The sequence below is a fragment of the Collimonas fungivorans Ter331 genome (assembly GCF_000221045.1).
Taxonomy (GTDB): Bacteria; Pseudomonadota; Gammaproteobacteria; order Burkholderiales; family Burkholderiaceae_D; genus Collimonas; species Collimonas fungivorans_A.
Window position 1 is genome coordinate 3,588,944 of sequence record NC_015856.1, and the last position, 19,027, is coordinate 3,607,970.

The 19,027-nt window shown below is 60.2% G+C and carries 21 protein-coding genes; 7 read left to right on the plus strand and 14 right to left on the minus strand.

Going from position 1 to position 19,027, the window contains the following annotated elements:
- Nucleotides 1-33: 33 nt before the first annotated feature.
- The 4 genes from CFU_RS15735 to CFU_RS15750 are packed head-to-tail and all read right to left on the minus strand — an operon-like array spanning nt 34 to nt 3,720.
- The gene (locus CFU_RS15735) at nt 34-906 is read right to left on the minus strand and encodes an EI24 domain-containing protein (RefSeq protein WP_041742175.1); all 873 of its coding nucleotides are present in this window, start codon (nt 904-906) and stop codon (nt 34-36) included.
- On the minus strand, nt 906-1,892 hold the full coding sequence (locus tag CFU_RS15740; protein ID WP_014007026.1) for a sterol desaturase family protein: 987 nt from the start codon (nt 1,890-1,892) through the stop codon (nt 906-908). The genes CFU_RS15735 and CFU_RS15740 overlap by 1 nt, the downstream gene beginning before the upstream one ends.
- Nucleotides 1,889-2,728, minus strand: coding sequence for a polysaccharide deacetylase family protein (locus CFU_RS15745; protein ID WP_041743572.1), 840 nt, complete (start codon nt 2,726-2,728; stop codon nt 1,889-1,891). Before CFU_RS15745 ends, CFU_RS15740 begins: the two co-directional genes overlap by 4 nt.
- Before the next feature lie 5 nt (nt 2,729-2,733).
- Nucleotides 2,734-3,720 (minus strand): cytochrome D1 domain-containing protein, encoded by a 987-nt coding sequence (locus CFU_RS15750; RefSeq protein WP_041742176.1) that lies wholly within the window; start codon nt 3,718-3,720, stop codon nt 2,734-2,736.
- A gap of 204 nt (nt 3,721-3,924) precedes the next feature.
- Here CFU_RS15750 and CFU_RS15755 point away from each other — a divergent pair, with 204 nt between their 5' ends.
- From CFU_RS15755 to CFU_RS15765, 3 genes are read left to right on the plus strand one after another with little or no spacing between them, the layout of a single operon-like run.
- Nucleotides 3,925-4,281, plus strand: coding sequence for an FKBP-type peptidyl-prolyl cis-trans isomerase (locus CFU_RS15755; protein WP_014007030.1), 357 nt, complete (start codon nt 3,925-3,927; stop codon nt 4,279-4,281).
- A gap of 16 nt (nt 4,282-4,297) precedes the next feature.
- Nucleotides 4,298-4,519 (plus strand): hypothetical protein, encoded by a 222-nt coding sequence (locus tag CFU_RS15760; protein WP_041742177.1) that lies wholly within the window; start codon nt 4,298-4,300, stop codon nt 4,517-4,519.
- Between the two features lie 30 nt (nt 4,520-4,549).
- A complete protein-coding gene (locus tag CFU_RS15765; protein ID WP_014007032.1) occupies nt 4,550-4,804 on the plus strand; it encodes an acyl-CoA-binding protein in 255 nt (84 codons plus the stop codon).
- A 19-nt stretch (nt 4,805-4,823) separates the two neighbouring features.
- Here CFU_RS15765 and CFU_RS15770 read toward each other — a convergent pair whose 3' ends face one another.
- From CFU_RS15770 to CFU_RS15795, 6 genes are all read right to left on the minus strand, one after another.
- Complete coding sequence (locus CFU_RS15770; protein WP_014007033.1) at nt 4,824-5,828, minus strand: 2-hydroxyacid dehydrogenase; 1,005 nt, start codon at nt 5,826-5,828, stop codon at nt 4,824-4,826.
- 10 nt (nt 5,829-5,838) lie between these two features.
- Nucleotides 5,839-7,248: a sodium:proton antiporter gene (locus CFU_RS15775; RefSeq protein ID WP_014007034.1), complete on the minus strand. Its 1,410-nt coding sequence runs from the start codon at nt 7,246-7,248 to the stop codon at nt 5,839-5,841.
- 84 nt (nt 7,249-7,332) lie between these two features.
- Nucleotides 7,333-8,526, minus strand: coding sequence for a nicotinate phosphoribosyltransferase (gene pncB / locus CFU_RS15780; RefSeq protein WP_014007035.1), 1,194 nt, complete (start codon nt 8,524-8,526; stop codon nt 7,333-7,335).
- 83 nt (nt 8,527-8,609) lie between these two features.
- Nucleotides 8,610-9,131 carry a hypothetical protein gene (locus tag CFU_RS15785; RefSeq protein ID WP_041742179.1) on the minus strand — a complete coding sequence of 174 codons (522 nt, stop codon included), beginning with the start codon at nt 9,129-9,131 and terminating at the stop codon, nt 8,610-8,612.
- A 20-nt stretch (nt 9,132-9,151) separates the two neighbouring features.
- A complete protein-coding gene (locus CFU_RS15790; protein WP_148264859.1) occupies nt 9,152-9,580 on the minus strand; it encodes a hypothetical protein in 429 nt (142 codons plus the stop codon).
- 185 nt (nt 9,581-9,765) lie between these two features.
- Entirely contained in the window at nt 9,766-10,695 is a 930-nt protein-coding gene (locus CFU_RS15795; protein ID WP_041742181.1) for a cation diffusion facilitator family transporter, read from the minus strand.
- Nucleotides 10,696-11,005: 310 nt separating this feature from the next.
- Between CFU_RS15795 and fdxA the strand changes: the two genes are divergently transcribed.
- A complete protein-coding gene (fdxA, locus tag CFU_RS15800) occupies nt 11,006-11,329 on the plus strand; it encodes a ferredoxin FdxA (RefSeq protein WP_041742182.1) in 324 nt (107 codons plus the stop codon).
- 179 nt (nt 11,330-11,508) lie between these two features.
- On the plus strand, nt 11,509-12,594 hold the full coding sequence (locus tag CFU_RS15805) for an NAD(P)/FAD-dependent oxidoreductase (RefSeq protein WP_041742183.1): 1,086 nt from the start codon (nt 11,509-11,511) through the stop codon (nt 12,592-12,594).
- A gap of 125 nt (nt 12,595-12,719) precedes the next feature.
- Here the strand turns inward: CFU_RS15805 and pnp are convergent, their stop codons facing one another.
- Both pnp and rpsO read right to left on the minus strand, forming a co-directional pair.
- The gene (gene pnp / locus CFU_RS15810) at nt 12,720-14,849 is read right to left on the minus strand and encodes a polyribonucleotide nucleotidyltransferase (RefSeq protein WP_041743573.1); all 2,130 of its coding nucleotides are present in this window, start codon (nt 14,847-14,849) and stop codon (nt 12,720-12,722) included.
- A gap of 297 nt (nt 14,850-15,146) precedes the next feature.
- Nucleotides 15,147-15,416, minus strand: a complete 270-nt coding sequence (rpsO, locus tag CFU_RS15815; protein ID WP_014007042.1) for a 30S ribosomal protein S15 — start codon at nt 15,414-15,416, stop codon at nt 15,147-15,149.
- Nucleotides 15,417-15,581: 165 nt separating this feature from the next.
- Between rpsO and bamE the strand changes: the two genes are divergently transcribed.
- Together bamE and CFU_RS15825 are read left to right on the plus strand one after the other, a co-directional pair.
- On the plus strand, nt 15,582-16,079 hold the full coding sequence (gene bamE, locus CFU_RS15820) for an outer membrane protein assembly factor BamE domain-containing protein (RefSeq protein WP_014007043.1): 498 nt from the start codon (nt 15,582-15,584) through the stop codon (nt 16,077-16,079).
- A 20-nt stretch (nt 16,080-16,099) separates the two neighbouring features.
- The gene (locus tag CFU_RS15825; protein WP_014007044.1) at nt 16,100-16,993 is read left to right on the plus strand and encodes a YihY/virulence factor BrkB family protein; all 894 of its coding nucleotides are present in this window, start codon (nt 16,100-16,102) and stop codon (nt 16,991-16,993) included.
- 47 nt (nt 16,994-17,040) lie between these two features.
- Here the strand turns inward: CFU_RS15825 and lolD are convergent, their stop codons facing one another.
- Both lolD and CFU_RS15835 read right to left on the minus strand, forming a co-directional pair.
- Nucleotides 17,041-17,751: a lipoprotein-releasing ABC transporter ATP-binding protein LolD gene (gene lolD / locus CFU_RS15830; protein ID WP_014007045.1), complete on the minus strand. Its 711-nt coding sequence runs from the start codon at nt 17,749-17,751 to the stop codon at nt 17,041-17,043.
- Complete coding sequence (locus tag CFU_RS15835) at nt 17,744-19,009, minus strand: lipoprotein-releasing ABC transporter permease subunit (RefSeq protein ID WP_014007046.1); 1,266 nt, start codon at nt 19,007-19,009, stop codon at nt 17,744-17,746. Before CFU_RS15835 ends, lolD begins: the two co-directional genes overlap by 8 nt.
- Nucleotides 19,010-19,027 lie beyond the last annotated feature (18 nt).

Genomic DNA, 19,027 nt, shown 5'->3' on the forward strand with positions numbered 1-19,027 from the left:
TCTTAACTCCGAATCTTTACCGGCACATGAACCCTATAGCTGCGGCGTATCTGACAACTGGTGGATCACCTGGCCGTCCTCGCGCCCGGCCATGATGATAGCAGCCTGGCCTGCCGCCCGATATTTGGCCAGCGCCGCCAGGCAATAATATTCGAACCACAAGCCGGTAAACACGAACACCAGCACATACAGCCAGATCGAACCGGCCGCCAGCAAGGGAAACACCACCAGCCACAAGGCGCCGCCCAGCCACAAGACGGTCGGCGCCGCGCCTAGTGCGCCGGCGATGACGCCGATCAGCAGCAGCGGCCAGCGATGGATGCGCAGCAGCGCCCGCATTTCTTCCTTGTCGGCATGGGCCGCCAGCGCTTCATAGGCGAACACCCGATAGGTCAGCCAGCCCCACAATACCAGCGGCACCAGGAAGGCGAACGGCGGAATCAGCCACAGCGGCAAAGTCACCAGCCACAGCACGCAGAACAGCAGGAAAGCGGTAAACGAGGTCCAGGCGCTGCCGAGCAGCGAGCCGCCATGGCGCAGTTCAAGGTCGGGGAAATGGCGGCGGCCGACGTGGCGCGCTGTAGCCGGCAAGGCAAACGCGCCGACGAACAGCAAGGCGGTCAGGATCATCAGCGGCAGCAAGGCCCACAACGCCAGCCACGGCACGATGACCGTCTTGAGCGCGCCCAGGCCGAGCCAGCCCGGGACATAATTGGCGATGCCCCAGCCGTCGTTGCCGGCAAAATAATTCTTTTGCAGCCAGTCGATCATCGGCTGCAAGCCCCACCACAGGGCCAGGCCCCAGATCACGATAGACAGCACGAACGGCAAGAAAGTCAGCATCAGCATGCGGTAATGCAGCTGCGACAACAAAGCCCGGCCGAAGGCTACCAGTACCGGGCGCATCAGCGGGACTGCCTTCTGGAAAATTCGACCATGCGTTTCAGGCCCAGCCATTGCTGCGACCAGAAACCGCGGCCGTAATCGCGCGCCGGCCGGCTTGCCGTCGGCAGCTGGTCGCGCACGCCAGTATGCTCGAAGGTTTTGCCGAAATAGGCGCTGCGGAACAAGACATCCCAGAACGCAAACAGCACGCCGAAATTATGGCCGCCCAATGTGCCTGTGCCCTTGCTTTCATGGCCGATGCCGATCGCATGGTGCCAGCGGTGAAAGCGCGGCGAGACGACGATGGCGTCGCCCAGCCGGCCGAAGTGGATCCGCACATTGGCGTGCTGCAGGCTTTGCAGCATGCGGGTGATCGACACCAGCAGCACGTATTGCGCCGGCTCGACGCCGATCGCCAGCGCCACCAGAGCCATGACGACGTCGTGGATCAAGCCGTCAAGCAGGTGGTTGCGGTCGTCGCTCCAGAGGTTCATGTTTTGCTGACTGTGGTGCAGGCTGTGCAAACCCCATAGCCAGCCGAAGCTATGCTGCGCGCGGTGGTAAAGGTATTCGCACAGGTCCAGCACCAGCAGGTACAGCAGGAAAGTCAGCAGCGGCCGCTCGCTCATGCCGGGCAACAGGTTTTCCAGGTTGAACGGGTTGATTCCTTGCAGGTGCAGCAGCTCGGTGGCTTTTGCCATCAGCGGATCGACCAGGAAAAACACGAATACCGAAAAAGCGCCGAGGCGGTACAGCACGGTGTACAGGAAATCGATCCAGCGCGCGCGCCGGTCGCTGAAGCTGTGCACCGGGATCAAGGCTTCCAGCGGCCGCAGGATCAGGAACAGGACAACCAGCTCGCAGACGCCGATCAAAAACCATTCGGTGCCGTCGAAAGCATCTTCCAGGTATTCGCTGAAACCGGCATGGAACATGAGCGGCTGCACCACGGACTGGAACAGCCATGCCTGGGCCGCGGCGAACCAGTCAATCAGGGTATTCGTCATGATGCCCTCCCCTTCCCGGCTTTGACTTCCGCGACCGGTCCCTTGAGGTCGCCCTTGTAGGCAGGATGGTCGCGCAGCGTGGCAAAACAGAAACCCTTTTTCTCCAGCCCGCTGATCAGCGGCTCCAGCACTGCCGGCGCCCAGGGATCCTTGCGCGACCAGATGCCCAGGTGCGCCATGACGATATCACCGTCCTTGAGATTTTTCAGCGTGCGTTCCAGCAGCAGTTGGTTCGGCCATTTGTCGCTGGGCAGTTCGTCGCCGGAAAAACCGGCGGCGGCCCAGGCTACGTGTTTATAACCGCAAGCCTCGCCCGCCGCCAGCGTATGCGGCGTCAGGTGGCCGCCAGGGGTGCGCCAGAAACGGTCGATATGCTTGCCTGTCAACGTCTGGAAGCGCTGGTCGACACGGTTCAGTTCGTCGCAATATTGCTGCGGCGTCCAGGCCAGCAGCTTGCCGCCGTTGGCGCCGAACTGCGGTTTGACCTCGATCTTGCCGTCGGTCAGGTCGCGCTTGGCGTACACATGGTCGAAAGTATGGCTGCCGAAGGCGTGGCCGTCGGCCACCAGCGCTTTCCAGAACGGCGCCCAGCTCGGATCGAGGGTGTAGTCGCCGTTCACGGTTTTTTCATTGGCCATGAAAAACGTGGCCTTGATGTGGTGCCGCCTGAGGGTCTGGGCGATGTACTCGGCTTGCGACTGGCTGCCGGTGTCGAAACTCAGGTAGATCGTGCCGCTGCATGAGTTGGCCGGCTGCGCCAAGGACAACGTGGCCGGCGCTAGGGTCGCCAGCGCCAGTGCCGCCGTCAGCCAGCTACGCCTGGTTGTGGGAAGCATGCGCATCACAATTCAGAAGCGCGATTGTTGAAATAAATGCCGTGCGGCGAACGCCCCACCGCAATCGTCTTGATCACTTTACGCGTGCCCAGGTCGACTACCGAGACCCGCTTCAGCCAGCGCTGGGTGACCCACATGGTCTTGCCGTCCGCGGTCACTTCCATGCAGTCCGGACCGCCTGGAACGGCGATGCTGCCGACGCTTTCCAGCGTATTCAGGTCGAGCACGTTGATGCTGCCGGCAACCCGGTTGGAGACGAACACATGGCGGTTGTCGCCCTGCGGACGGAAATTGTGGGCGCCGTCGCCGGTCTTGATTTTCTTGACGATCTTCTGGGTGCGCCAGTCCACCACGGCGACATAATCGCTGCCCATCACGCCTACCAGCAGGTATTTGTTATCCGGCGTCATGTAGACGCCGGCCGGCTGCTTGCCGATCGGCATGGTCCATTTCACCTTTTGCGTCGCCAGGTCGACCGCGGCCAGTTCATCGCTGCCCTGCAGGGTGATGAACGCCAGCGCGCTGTCGGCGGTGAACGCCATGTGGCTAGGCATGGACGGCAGCGGCAGGCGCTTGGCCAGCTTCAGGTTCTTGCCGTCGTAGCCGTAGATATCGATGCGGTCAAGCCGCAGGCCGTTGGCGATGAACCATTTCTGGTTGGGCGAAAACCCTATCTGATAGGGATCGACGATATCCTTCACCTGGCTCTGCAGCTGGCCGCTTTTCGGGTCCAGGAACAGCAGCGCATTGCCGGTGGCGGCAGCCACGATCAGCGACTTGTTGTCCGGCGTCGGCATCAGGTGGTGCGGTTCCTTGCCGACCGGGAATGTATTGATTTCCTTATAAGTTGTCTGGTCCAGCAGGGTGATGGTGGCGTCGCGCGAATTCAGCACAACCACGGTATTGCCGGCGGCGGCGGCGGGCGCTGCCGCGAAAGAGGAAAAAGCAGCCAGCAGGCCGCAAGCGGCGATAAGGGAACGACCAACGAACATAAAGAAACTCGGAGAAGCGAAAACAACTATTTTACCGCGCATGAATCACACCTATAAATTTAAATGACTTTGCCAGGCCGAAGCAACACACTAGATTGCCCCTCAGCACGGGTTGCCGGCCGGATTTTGGTTTACACTGCTCTACCTGGCCAGGCGGCTGCTTACGCCGCCCGGCAACTATTGACCATTTTGAAAAGGACTCCCATGTCGACCACCACTACCGTTTCCGGCCTGCAGTATGAAGATGTCATCGTTGGCGACGGCGCTGAAGCAAAAGCCGGCGACCATGTGACCGTGCATTACACCGGCTGGCTGCAGAACTCCGACGGCAGCGCCGGCAAGAAGTTCGACTCCAGCAAGGATCGCGGCGATCCGTTCGAATTCCCGCTGAACGCCGGCCATGTCATCAAGGGCTGGGATGAAGGCGTACAAGGCATGAAAATCGGCGGCACACGCACCCTGATCATTCCGGCAGCACTTGGTTACGGCCCGCGCGGCGCCGGCGGCGTGATTCCGCCGAACGCCACCCTGATTTTCGAAGTCGAACTGCTGGGCGTATAAGTCCAACGGCGCCTTGATGAAACATTTCAGCCTGTCAGGCCTGATCCCGCTTCGCCTGGCTGCGTCGCTGCTGTTTGCCGTGCCGCTGCTCGGCGCCTGCACGGTGGTCAGCGTGACCACCAGCGTGGTTGGCGCCGGCGTCAGCGTCGGCAGCGCAGCGGTCAGCGTTGCTTCTACCGTAGTGGAAGGCACTGTCAAAGCGGGCTCCGCTGTAGTCGGCGCCGTCACTCCCGATTGATTCGATTTTCCCCCTTGATGCGAGACTCCCATGACCCTCCAAGCCCAGTTCGAACAAGCACAAGCCGATTCCAAGAATTTGCCGGAACGCCCTGACAACCTGACCCTGCTGAAAATATACGCACTGTTCAAGCAGGCAAGCAGCGGCGACGCCACCGGCGAGCGTCCCGGCATGACCGACTTTGTCGGCCGCGCCAAATGGGATGCATGGAATGAACTGAAAGGCATCAGCCAGGACGACGCCAAGCAGCAGTACATCGACCTGATCGAAAGCCTGAAAGACTAAACCGAAATCCGGGCCGGGCTCAGCTCAGCGTAACCCGGCCCAGCACTTCAGGATTAAGCAGGTTCGGCGGCCACTTGCGCTCTGCCGTCGGCAGCAAGGCCGCCAGCAGGTTGGCCGCAGCACAGTCGGCCATGGCCCGCCGGGTAGGCTCGGAGGCGCTGGCGATATGCGGCGTCAACACCACATTCGACAATTCCAGAAAATCAGGATGCAGCGCCGGCTCGTTCTCGAATACATCGAGCCCGGCGGCGGCGATTCTCTTGTCGCGCAATGCCGCGATCAGCGCCAGGTCGTCGACAATGCCGCCGCGCGCCAGGTTGACCAGGGTCGCGCCCGGTTTCATCAAGGCCAGTTCGGCGGCGCCGATGGTGTGATGCGACTCTTTGGAATACGGCAGCACCAGGATCACATGGTCGGCCGCCGCCAGCAGTTCTTCCTTGCCGGCATAACGGGCGTTGTTGGCGCGCGCCTCGAGCTCAGGCGCCAGGCGTGAACGGTTGTGGTACAGCACCTGCATGTCGAAGCCCAGCGAACGCCGCGCAATCGCCTGCCCTATGCGTCCCATGCCGATGATGCCGAGCGTGGCGCCGTGTACATCCGCCCCCAGGAAACTGTCGTAGCGCCACTGCTTCCAATGTCCCGCGCGCAGCCAGTGCTCGGACTCCGTGACCCGGCGCGCAGTCGCCATCAGCAAGGCCCAGCCGAAATCGGCGGTGGTTTCATTCAGCACGTCCGGCGTATTGGTCACCATCACGCCGGCCTTGGTGGCCGCCGCGACATCGATATTGTTATAACCGACCGCCTGGTTGCAGACCGCCTTCAGGCGCGGACAGGCTTGCAGCAATTCGGCAGAGATACGTTCGCTGGCGGTAGCGATCACGCCATCCTTGTCGCTCAGCTTTTGCGTCAGCTCGGCCGCGCTGAAGATGCGGTCGTCCTGGTTGCTTTCGACTTCGAAGTGCTGCTGCAGGCTGGCGATCACTTCCGGAAACACGGCGCGCGCCATCAATATCTTTGGTTTCATCGTTTGGCTATCAACGGAAAAAAATAAGAGTCATCACTACAAACAATGGCAACAGTACCACGCATGCCCAACCCATGTAGCCGAAGAAGGAAGGCATGCGGATGCCGCGTTCTTCGGCGATGGCTTTCACCATCAGGTTGGGCGCGTTGCCGATGTAGCTGTTGGCGCCCATGAACACGGCGCCGCAGGAAATCGCCGCCAGCGTCGCCGCCAGCCGCGTCATCAGCTCGCCGGCGTCGCCGGACGCCGTATTGAAGAACACCAGGTAGGTCGGCGCATTGTCAAGGAACGACGAGAGGATGCCGGTGGCCCAGAAATACATGATGTTGTTGGGCTGGCCGTCGGCGCCGGTGACCGCGCTGACCACCAGGCCGAAAGCGCCCTGCTCGCCGGCGCGCAGCATGGCGATCACCGGGGCGATGGTGACGAAAATGCCGGCAAACAGCTTGGCCACTTCGAGAATGGGGCCCCAGCTGAAGTCATTGCCTTCACGGGCGATTTTGGGCGTCAGCCACAGCGAAACCAGGATCACCACGACCAGCAGGCCGTCGCGCAGCAGGTTCTGCAATTCCACTGTGGTGCCATAGATGTTGTAGCTGACGCCCGGTTTCCAGAAACCGCTCATCAGCACCAGCAGCACCACCAGGGCCAGCAGGATGAAATTGAATTTCCCTTCGAAACGCAGCCTGGCGTCGTCCGGGGTCGGATCGAGCGACGGCGCAAATTCTTCTTCGCGCTTGTGGAAATAAAAACGGTCCAGCAAATAAAAGATCGCCAGCAGGGAAACCCACATGAACAAGGTTTCGCCGAAGATGTTCTTGAGAGTCCAGGAGAAATCCACGCCCTTCAGGAAACCTAGGAACAGGGGCGGATCGCCAAGCGGCGTCAAGGCGCCGCCGGCATTGGCCACCAGGAAAATGAAGAAGACCACGATATGCACGACATGCTTGCGATTGTCGTTGGCGCGGATCAGCGGCCTGATCAGCAGCATCGAGGCGCCGGTGGTGCCCATCAGGCTGGCCAGCAAGGTGCCGATCGCCAGCAGGCCGGTATTCAGGGCCGGCGTGCCGTGCAGGTTGCCGCGCAGGCAGATGCCGCCGGCCACCACGAACAAGGCGGTCAGCAGGATGATGAAAGGAAAATACTCGGCCAGGAAGGCATGCACCACGCCGGCGGCGGCAGTCGCCGCGCCAAACCCCAGCGCACAGGGGATCAGGAAAGCCAGCGACCACGCTACCGCAATCTTGCCGAAATGATGGTGCCAGAAAGTCGGCGCCAGCAACGGGCCGAGCGCAATCGACAGCAGCAGGCCCATGAACGGCACGCCCCACCAGACCGACAGCTGGGCCCCGTCCAGTTCTGCCGCTTGCGCAGCCAAGGGCAGGAAGGCAATCAGGACAGCGAGTATTTTCTTATGCAATGTAGTCTTCCATATAAAGTGATTGATCGAAAGCGGACTATTTTAGCCCGGGATTGATATCAAATAAATAACAAAGACACCACACTATGATGCCGCGGCAACCGGCTCCGCGATCTCGAAAACCTGGCGCAGGTAATTCAGATAAGCCTGATCGTCGCACATGTTCTTGGACGGCGTATCCGACAGCTTGGCCACCGGCTGGCCGTTACAGCGCACCATCTTCATCACGATCTGCAAAGGCGTGTAGCCAAGGTCGTTGGTCAGGTTGGTGCCGACGCCGAACGCCACCCGGGTCCGGTCCTTGAAACGCAGGTACAGCTCATTGACCTTGCCGAAATCGAGGCTGTCGGAAAACACCAGCGTCTTGGTCGAGGGATCGACGCGGTTGTCCTGGTAATGCTTGATCAGGCGTTCGCCCCATTCGAACGGATCGCCGGAATCGTGGCGGGCGCCGTCGAACAGCTTGCAGAAGTACAGGTCGAAATCGCGCAGGAAGGCCGCCATGCCGTAGACATCGGACAAGGCGATGCCAAGATCGCCGCGGTATTCCTTGGCCCACATTTCGAAGCCGTAAATCTGCGAATCGCGCAGCCGCGGGCCGAGCGACTGGCAGGCTTGCAGGTATTCATGCGCCATCGTGCCCAGCGGCGTCATGCCGTACTTCATGGCGAAATGGACGTTGGAAGTGCCGACCAGGTGCTGGGCAAAATCGCGCTGCAGGGTCTGCACCACTTCTTCGTGCCAGCTGCGCGAAAAACGCCGGCGCGTGCCGTAGTCGGCCACCTTGCAGCCGGCCATGGCAGGATTGTCGCGGATCAGCGCCATCTTGTCTTGCAGGCGCTTGCGCCCTTCGGCATGGTCCGGCGCGGCCTGGGTGGCGCGAAAATAGACTTCATTGACGATCGCCAGCACCGGTACTTCAAACAGGATGGTGTGCAGCCACGGACCTTTGACCGTGATATCGATCTCGCCGTTGTCCGCCGCCGACGGCTGCACGCTGATGTATTTCTGCTGCAGGTGGAACAGGCTGAGGAAATCGATGAAATCGCTCTTGAAGAAACGCATGCTGCCCAGGTAGGCCAGTTCCTGCTCCTGGAAACGCAGGCGGCACAGCCCGGCGATCTCGTCGCGGATTTCGTCGACGTAGGGCCGCAGGTCAATGCCCTTGTTGCGGCATTTGTAGCGATACTCCACTTCGGCTGCCGGGAAATGATGCAGGACCACCTGCATCATCGTGAATTTGTACAGATCTGTATCGAGCAGCGAAGTAATGATCATGGTCTTTGCTTACATGGCGGTGAATGGTTGGCGAAACCTCGGGCTTGCCTGAACCGGTCTCGCATCTTACAACGGCAGACCGATCAGCTGCAGACGGAGGAATAGCGCGATTCCAGCTCGCGGCGCTGGGAGCGCGGCTCCTCCTTCGACGATCCGAAAAAGAAATCCATCAACGATGCATTGCTGCGCTCCTTGTTCGGCTCGGCATAGTCAGGTCTTAAGCCGTTGGGTTCGCGATTCGGCTGGCCGGGATAGGTTCGGGACAAGTCCGCATTCGGATAAAAATCGGGAGCGATTATCGGCTCGCGGTACGCCACTCCCTTGAGTTGCTGTTCCAGCCCCTCGCAGCGCCGCGCCATGTTCATGGCCCGGCTGCGGCTGCTTCCCGCCGGCGGCGAGTCTTGTTCCGGCGCGCCCAGCAAGTCCCTCCGGTCTTCGCGAGACAGATTGTTAAAGCTGTTGCGGATGCCGGCAGCATTGAAGTGGACCGCCGGACCGGCGGCGCCAGGCAAGTCGGCAGCCAGCGCCGGCTGTCCGGCGGCGCCGGTCAAAGCGATCAGCGCCATCAATGGAAAACGCGGAAACGACGGAAAGTGCAGGTTCATGGCAATCCAATAGGGTAATTTTATTTGTTGCATTCGCTGTGATAGCGCGCTTCCAGTTTGCTGCGTTCATCGTATTGCAAGACGTTGCCGCCCGCCGGCTGATAGCGCCGGTTCGGATCGTTGCGCGACTGCCCGGTCGGATAGGTGTCCGCCGCCGCTGCCGGCGCCGCCTGTTGCGCACGCGCGATTTGCTGCTGCAGTTCCTTGCAATAGCTGTTGTCTTTCAGATTCAGGCCGGCGCCGGCCGTATTTGCCGGTGCATCGCCGTCGGGAGCCGCCAGCAGTTTCCTTCGGTCTTCGGCCGACAAGCTGTTGAATCCATTGCCCGAACTTGCGGCGTTGGATTGGATCACCGAATTAGGAATGGTGAGCGGTCCGGCGGCGTGCGCCAGGGTAAACATCGCAGGCGCGAGGACCAACGACAGAAACTGCAGAGAAAATCGTGACAAACGCCGACTCATGGCAATGCTCCCTAATGAAATGATCAGGCATCGGCCCCCGATACCCCGTAGATTATGCGCTGCGGCATAACAATCTTCGGTTGGCGGTATGGCTGGCAAAGCTTGCGACATGCATCTCCTGGAGATGACAGCGTGACAATTTTATCGCACTCGTCACATTGCCACGGATTTTTTTATGCGGCCTCTTCAGCGGCCGCCGCATGGTCCGGCTCGAAGAAACACCAGTGCACCTGCGGCCAGCGCTGCTGGATCCCGGCTTCGATGCGATTGATGGCGTCGACCAGCGCCACATCCGAAGGCTGCGGCCGCATCACGGCTTGCACCGCGATCATCACCTGCTCGCCCCATTGCATGGAAATCAGGTTCCGGACGGCCGCCACGTCGGCGTCGGCTTCGATATGCGCCTTGATGGCGGCATGCACCTCGGGTGCCGCCGACTCGCCGGTGACCATGGCCTTGACTTCGCGGATCACCATCACCGCGACGATCATCAGCAGCAGGCCGACCGCGATCGTGCCGCAGGCGTCCCATAGCGGGTTGCCGGTCACCACCGTCAGCAGCACCGCAACAAACGCCAGCGCCAACCCCGCCAGCGCGGCGATATCCTCGCCCGCCACCACCATCAGCTCCGACTGCCGGGTTTCGCGGAACCATTGCATGAACGGCTTGCCATCCGAAATCTTGCGGATTTCCACCAACGCGCCGCGCAGGGAAAACGCTTCCAGCACCACCGATATGCCCAGCACGCCGAGCGCTACCCAGGGAGTGCTGATGGCCTGCGGATGCTTCAGGTGCTCGATGCCTTCCATGACCGAAAACGCGCCGCCGACAAAAAACAGCAGCAGCGCCACCATCATTGCCCAGAAATACACCACCCGCGCATAGCCCATGGGATGGGACGAGTTTGCCGGTCTCTTGGCTTCTTTCAGGCCGATCAGCAAAAACACCTGGTTGGTGCAATCGGCCAGCGAATGGATAGCTTCCGCCAGCATCGCCCCTGAACCGGTGTAGATCGAGGCGGCAAACTTCGCCAGCGCGATGCCGCCATTGGCGCCCAAGGCGTAAAAAATGGCTTTGGTGGAGCTTTCGTTGGAAGATGACATAATTATTCCATAGCAACAAAGGCGTCCACGATAGCCATTTTGCCAAGCTGACGCAAGCAATCCTGCGGCGGCCTCGAAAAGCTTGCGGCGGATGTGGTAAAACTGCGGAAATAGCGGCAACTGCCGCTAATGTGTATTTCACATTTGCTTATATGGATTCTATATAACAGCTGTTTGTGGGAAAACCCGAATTACCTTAAAATACAAGGCTTTGCGACAGGGTATATTCAACGGCGGCAATTGCTCCGAGCCGCCGGTCGCCGCCTCAAGATCCGCTTCAAGAACATTATTTACAGATAGGACTGTTGTTATGACCCACGTTGTGACCGAATCCTGCATTCGCTGCCGCTATACCGACTGCGTGGATGTATGCCCGGTTGATTGCTTCCGCCAGGGCCCGAATTTCCTGTCGATCGACCCCGACGAGTGCATCGATTGCGCGGTCTGCGTCGCCGAGTGCCCGGTCAACGCCATCTACGCTGAAGAAGACGTGCCGGCCGACCAGCTGCATTTCATCAAACTGAATGAAGACCTGTCGCGCCACTGGCCGTCGATCACCAAGACCATCGCTCCTTTGGCGGAAGCCGAGGAATGGAAAGACGTCAAGGAAAAATTGGACTTCTTGCAACGTTGAGCTGGAATCCGCCCGTTGCCGGGCGGCCGACCCAAGCACGGAGCTAAGCAGTCAATGTAAGCCAGGCCATTGCCCCCAGCCATGCAGGAATTCGCGAAAATTTAAATCCAAGCGCCGTCGTAGCCACTACCGGCATGGCGTTTTGGGGGACCCAACTGAAACAGGAATCAGATCGCCGTATGGATACCACCGTCAAATTTGCAGCAGCACCCAACTCCGTCAACAGCGTGATCGAAACCGATGCCGTCATCGTCGGCGCCGGCCCGGTAGGCCTGTTCCAGGTCTTTGAACTCGGCCTGCTGGAAATCAAGGCCCATGTCATCGACTCGCTGCCGGTAGTCGGCGGCCAGTGCGTGGAGCTGTATCCGGACAAGCCGATCTACGACATCCCTGCGGTCCCGGTCTGCACCGGCCAGGAACTGACCGACAACCTGCTCAAGCAGATCGAACCGTTCGAACCGACCTTCCACCTGAACCAGGAAGTGACGCTGGTAGCGCGCCGCGAAGACAACCGCTTCGACCTGGAAACCTCGGCCGGCACCCGCTTCATCACCAAAACCATCTTCATCGCCGCTGGCGTCGGCTCGTTCCAGCCGCGCACCATCAAGGTCGACGGCATTGACCAGTTCGACAATACCCAGCTGTTTTACCGCGTCAAGGATCCTGTCCAGTTCCACGGCAAGAACCTGGTGATCTGCGGCGGCGGCGATTCGGCGCTGGACTGGGCGCTGGACCTGGTCGGCAAGGCTGAATCGGTAGTGCTGCTGCACCGTCGCGAAGAATTCCGCGCGGCGCCGGCATCGGTCGCCAAGATGAAGGCGCTGTGCGAAGCCTATGAAATGCAGTTCCTGGTCGGCCAGGTCACCGGCCACGAAGCCAAGGACGGCAAGCTGAGCGAGATCAAGGTCACCGGCCCGGACGGCGTCACCCGCCGCCTGCCATTGGATACCCTGCTGGTGTTCTTCGGCCTGTCGCCGAAACTCGGCCCTATCGCTGAATGGGGCCTGGACATCGAGCGCAAGCAGCTGCGGGTGGTCGATACCGAGAAATTCGAAACCAATGTGCCGGGCATCTTCGCGGTGGGCGACATCAACACCTATCCGGGCAAGAAGAAGCTGATCCTGTCGGGCTTCCATGAAGCCGCGCTGGCCGCATTCGGCGCTGCGCCCTACATCTTCCCGGACAAGAAGATCCACATGCAATACACCACTACCTCGCCTAAGCTGCACAAGATCCTGGGCGTGGAATCGCCAGTGTTCGACTAATCATCAGGCGCCAGCACCAAAAAGCCGCTCGAGGAAATTTCCCGAGCGGCTTTTTTGTCACCTGAAAATAAAAACGCCCGGGATGCTGATGCATCCCGGGCGTTTTTTACACAGCTAACCGTGAATTACTGCGCTGCCGCCGGAGCAGCTTCGCCGCCCTCCTGGGCTGCCTTCATCGACAGTTTCAGACGGCCGCGGTCGTCGGTTTCGAGAACCTTGACGCGCACTTGCTGGCCTTCTTTCAGGTAGTCGGCGACTGCATTGACGCGCTCATTGGCGATCTGGCTGATGTGCAGCAGACCGTCTTTGCCCGGCAATACTTGCACGATCGCGCCGAAGTCCAGCAGCTTCAGGACTGTGCCTTCGTAGACCTTGCCGACTTCAACCGAAGCCGTCAATTCTTCGATGCGGCGTTTGGCTTCCTGGCCTGCAGCAGCGTCCACCGAAGCGATCGTCACGACGCCTTCGTCGCTGATATCGATCTGGGTGCCGGTTTCTTCCGTCAGGGCGCGAATCACTGCGCCGCCCTTGCCGATCACGTCGCGGATTTTTTCCGGATTGATCTTGACGGTGATCAGGCGTGGCGCGAAATCGGACAGCTCGGTCTTACCGTGCGGAACCGCTTCCTGCATCTTGCCCAGGATATGGATACGGCCTTCTTTAGCTTGCGCCAAAGCGACCTGCATGATTTCCTTGGTGATGCCCTGGATCTTGATATCCATCTGCAACGCAGTGATGCCGTTGGCGGTGCCGGCTACCTTGAAGTCCATGTCGCCCAGGTGATCTTCATCGCCCAGGATGTCGGTCAGGACGGCGAACTTGCTGCCTTCCTTGATCAGGCCCATGGCGATGCCGGCAACGTGTGCCTGCATCGGCACGCCGGCATCCATCAATGCCAGGCAGCCGCCGCAGACCGAAGCCATCGACGACGAACCGTTGGATTCGGTGATTTCCGATACCAGGCGCACCGAGTAGCTGAAATCTTCCGGCGCCGGCAGTGCTGCTTGCAGCGCGCGCTTGGCCAGGCGGCCGTGGCCGATTTCGCGGCGCTTTGGCGTACCAACGCGGCCGGTTTCGCCGGTAGCGAACGGTGGCATGTTGTAATGCAGCATGAAGCGGTCCGAATATTCGCCCATCAGCGCGTCGATCTTTTGCTCGTCGCGTGCGGTGCCCAGCGTGGCGACTACCAGCGCTTGGGTTTCGCCGCGGGTGAACAGTGCCGAGCCGTGGGTACGCGGCAGGACGCCGGTACGGATCGAGATCGGACGTACGGTGCGGGTATCGCGGCCGTCGATGCGTGGCTCGCCTTCCAAGATCTGCGAACGGACGATCTTGGCTTCCAGGTCAAACAGGATGCCGCTGACTTCCGAAGAATCAGGTGCAGTGCCGCCGATCGATGCAGCTTCGGCAGCCAGCGCCGCGTTGACTTCTGCGGTAGCGTCTTTCAGCTTGGTGGTGCGGGCTTGCTTGTCTTTAGTCTGGTAGGCTTCACGCAGCTTGGCTTCGCCGAAATGCGCAACGCGCGCGATCAGCGCTTCATTCTTGGGCGCCGGGCTCCATTCGACTTCAGGCTTGCCGCCGTCGCGCACCAGTTCGTGGATAGCGTTGATGACTGCCTTCGATTGCTCGTGGCCGAACACGACCGCGCCCAGCATGATTTCTTCCGACAGTTGCTTGGCTTCCGATTCCACCATCAGCACCGCGGTTTCGGTACCGGCAACCACCAGGTCCATGGCCGACTTGGTCAGCTGGGAAGTGGTCGGGTTCAACACGTACTGGCCGTCGATGTAACCGACGCGCGCAGCGCCGACCGGGCCGGCGAAAGGAATGCCGGCGACCGACAGGGCAGCCGAAGCGCCGATCATTGCAGCGATGTCAGGATCGATTTCAGGATTGACCGACAGCACGTGAATGATGACTTGGACTTCATTCAGGTAACCTTCTGGGAACAGCGGGCGGATCGGACGGTCGATCAGGCGCGATGTCAGGGTTTCTTTTTCGGAAGGACGGCCTTCGCGCTTGAAGAAACCGCCTGGGATACGGCCAGCGGCGTATGTCTTTTCAACGTAATCAACGGTCAATGGAAAAAAATCCTGACCTGGCTTGGCATCTTTGCGTGCCACCACGGTAGCCAGCACGACGGTATCTTCGATCGATACCAGCACTGCGCCGGAGGCTTGGCGAGCGATCTCGCCGGTTTCCAGGGTAACCTGATGCTGACCATACTGGAATGTCTTCGTAACTTTATTAAACACAATATATCCTTTCATTTTGCCGACAGATTTTCAGGCGCTGTCGTTCACCTCACCACAGACGACTACATTGCCGGCATAACCGGCAAGCGCCATCTCCCTGCCTATAACTAACTTCTAAACTTTTAAAACTTGTGCAGATAATTTGAAAAACCGCTGCAAAAAGCAAAAATGCCCGCATCAGAAACTGATACAGGCATTTTTTTCAACTTATCGACGGACCAAGGACATCGTCGCGAAATATCGAAACAGGATGTCGCAGAAAAGAACGTCGGCCGACGATGAGTCGCGCACTTACTATTACTTACGCAAGCCGAGTTTTTCGATCAGCGAGCGGTAACGGTTCAGGTCCTTACCCTTGAGGTAGGACAGCAGGCTTTTACGACGGTTAACCATCATGATCAGGCCGCGGCGGGAATGGTGATCCTTGGCGTGGGCTTTGAAGTGACCGTTCAGGTCGTTGATACGGGCTGTCAGCAGCGCAACTTGCACTTCCGGGGAGCCGGTGTCGTTTTGACCGCGCGCATTATCAGTGATAATAGCGGCCTTGGCTGTTTTTTCGATAGTCATGCTTTACCTTTCACAAGCGGTGTACAGAGTACGTAACCCTATGCACCGTGAACAAACAATTAGAAAATCCGGTCAAACTTGACCAGACGCGCAGTATATAGCAAAAAACCTGCGGATTCAAATACTTAGCGTCGCGCCAACAACAATTTATCTTGGAGTATCGCCATGAAGCAACCCTTTCCCCTTCTCCTGGCCGGTTTGCTGCTGAGCCTCGGCGGTTGCGCCTCGCTGCTGGCGCCGCCGGTCAATCCCGGCGAACCCGAAGCGCAGGTGCTGGCGCGGCTGGGGAACCCCACCGGGACTTATCAAGACGGCAATGATGTATTATGGGAATATGCGCGCGGCCCCTACGGCCAGGCGACGTATATGGCGAAAATCGGCCCCGACCACAGATTAATTTCTTATGAGCAAGTATTGACCCTGGAGAAATTCGCCACCATCAAGGTCGGCCAGTTCAACCAGGCCGATGTGCTGCGCACCATCGGCAAGCCGTTCGAAACCATCTATTACGACCGGGTCAAGCTGAACGGCTGGAATTACGCTTACAAGGAAGCCGGCGTCTGGAACTCGGAGATGACCGTGTATTTCGATGACAGCGGCATTGTGCGCAAGCTGGAAAACGGCCCCGATCCGCGTTATGAACATTCCCGTTTCGGCCGGTAAATTTTAAAGGAAGCGACTGCATGATCAAATTCCCCAAGCGGCAACGGATCCAGGCCATGCTGGCCGGCACCCTGCAGGAATGGTTCAAGCAGCGCTGCGGCAGCAAGGGCGCGGCCCTGGCCTTCTACACCCTGTTCTCGATGGCGCCGATGCTGATCCTGGTGATCGCGATTGCCGGTGCGGTATTTGGCGAACAGGCTGCGCGCGGCGAGATTTTCGGCCAGCTGTCAGGCTTGATCGGCTCCACCGGCGCCGACGCCATCCAGCTGCTGCTGGCGGCGGCCCACAGCAACCGCTCGGGGCCGATCGCGGCGATGATCGCGGTGGCGGTGCTGCTGGTCGGCGCCACCACCGTATTCTCGGAGCTGAAGGATAGCCTGGACGAGATCTGGTACGTGCCGATCACCCGCCACTCCGGCTTCATGGCCCTGATCCGCACCCGGCTGCTGTCGTTCGGGCTGATACTGGTGCTGGCCTTCTTGCTGCTGACTTCGCTGGTGGTGAGCGCGGCGCTGGCGCTGCTGGCCAGGTACCTGGGCGGCATGTGGATCAGCGTGACGGTGATTGTCTCACCGCTGTCGCAGCTGTTTTCGTTCGCCGTGATCGCCAGCCTGTTCGCCTCGATCTACAAGATGCTGCCGCAGGTCAAATTGCCATGGCGCGATGTCTGGATAGGTTCGATCGGCACCGCCGCCCTGTTCGTACTGGGCAAATACCTGATCGGCATCTACCTCGGCAACAGCGGCGTCGCCTCCAGCTATGGCGCGGCCGGCTCGGTGATCGCGCTGCTGCTGTGGATTTATTATTCGGCGCAGATCTTCTTTTTCGGCGCCCAGTTCACGCGCCAGTACGCGCTGTTTTTCGGCAGCCTGCAAAACAAGGAAGCCGGCAATCTCGCGACGCCGGCTTCCTGATTTTCTTTTAGCACTGCGTGGGCACAGGCGCCCACCCTACCCCTTGTTTAGTCCTGGTACGGCTCCAGCCCGCGCTCCGACAAGCGCAGGATGCGGCCGCAGCGGCGCGCCAGTTCGATGTCGTGGGTCACGATCACGAACGCCGTGCCCAGGGTCTGCGACAGTTCCAGCATCAGGTCGAAAGTCATCTGCGCCGTGGCTCGGTCCAGGTTGCCGGTCGGCTCGTCGGCCAGCACGCAGGCCGGCCGCGTCACCAGCGCCCGCGCCAGCGCCACCCGCTGGCGTTCGCCGCCGGACAATTCGCCCGGCACATGGATCACCCGCTCGGCCAGGCCGACCCGCGCCAGGATCTCGCGCGCCTGCTGCTGCGCCTCGCTGCGCTTGAGGCGGCGGATCATCAGCGGCATGGCGACGTTGTCCAGCGCGGAGAACTCCGGCAGCAAGTGATGGAACTGATAGACGAAACCGAGCGCGTTGTTGCGCAAGTCGCCGCGCGTCTTTTCGCCCAGCGTGGTGAAGTCCTTGCCCAGCAGGCTGACATTGCCAGCAGTCGGCGCATCGAGGCCGCCCAGCAGGTGCAGCAGGGTCGACTTGCCGGAACCGGAAGCGCCGACGATGGCGACCTGCTCGCCCTTGGTCACATCGATATCGATGCCGTTCAAGACCTTGACCGAATAACTGCCCTGGGTGAAGGTCTTGCCCAGGTTGCGGCAGGAAAGAACGACGGGGTTATTGTTTTGATTGTTTGTATTATTCATAACGCAATGCCTCAGCAGGTTTCACCCGGGCAGCCCACCAGCTCGGATACAGGGTGGCCAGGAAAGCCAGCACCACGGCGACCCCGCCGATGGTCCAGACATCGGGCCAGCGCAGGTCTGACGGCAATTCGGTAATCACATACACGCTCTTGGGCAGGAACTGCACATGCAGCAGGTTTTCGATGAACGGCACGATGACGTCGATATTCAAGGCCACCAGCACCCCGGCGCCGACGCCGATGGCAGTGCCGATCAACCCCACCAGCGCGCCCTGGATCATGAAGATCTTCATGATCGAGCCCGGCGATGCGCCCAGGGTACGCAGGATCGCAATGTCAGCCTGCTTGTCGGTCACCGTCATCACCAGGGTCGACACCAGGTTGAAGGCAGCCACCGCGATGATCAGGGTCAGGATGATGAACATCATGCGTTTCTCGGTCTTGACCGCGGCGAACCAGTTGCTGTTCTGCTGGGTCCAGTCGCGCAGGTACAGGTTGGGCGGCAGCGTGGTCGCCAGCTGCTGCACGATCTGCGGCGCCTGCAGCATGTCGGTGACTTTCAGGCGCACGCCGGACGGCGAATCCTGGCGGAACATCTTTTCCGCGTCGTCCAGGTGGATGAAAGCCAGGGTCGAATCGTATTCGAAATGGCCGGCTTCGAAAATCCCGGCCACGGTGAACTGGCGCAGGCGCGGAATCACGCCGGCCGGAGTCACCTGCCCTTGCGCCGCCATCAGCGTCACCTTGTCGCCGATGCCGACGCTCAAGGCATGCGCCAGCTCTATTCCCAGCACGATATTGAATTCGCCCGGCTTGAGGTCGTTGAAGCTGCCGCGCTTGACCTTGCTGGCCACGTCCGACACCTTCGGCTCTTCCGCCGGCAGGACGCCGCGCACCGCGACGCCACGCAATACGCCGTCGCGCACCAGCATGGCCTGGGCGTCGACATAGGGTGCCGCGCCTATCACTTCCTTGTTCTTGAACGCCTGGCGGGCGACCTCTTCCCAGTTCGGCATGGAACCGGAAGCGTCGAACACCTCGATATGCGCCAGCACCGACAGCATGCGGTCGCGCACGTCTTTCTGGAAACCGTTCATCACGGACAGCACCACGATCAGCGCCGCCACGCCGAGGGCGATGCCGGCCATCGAAATCAGCGAGATGAAGGAAATAAAGCTGTTGCGGCCGCTGCGCTTGCCCGCACGGGTATAGCGAATGCCGACCAGCCACTCAAACGGTAAATTTTTTAAGATGCTCAAACAAGGCTCCCGAAATCA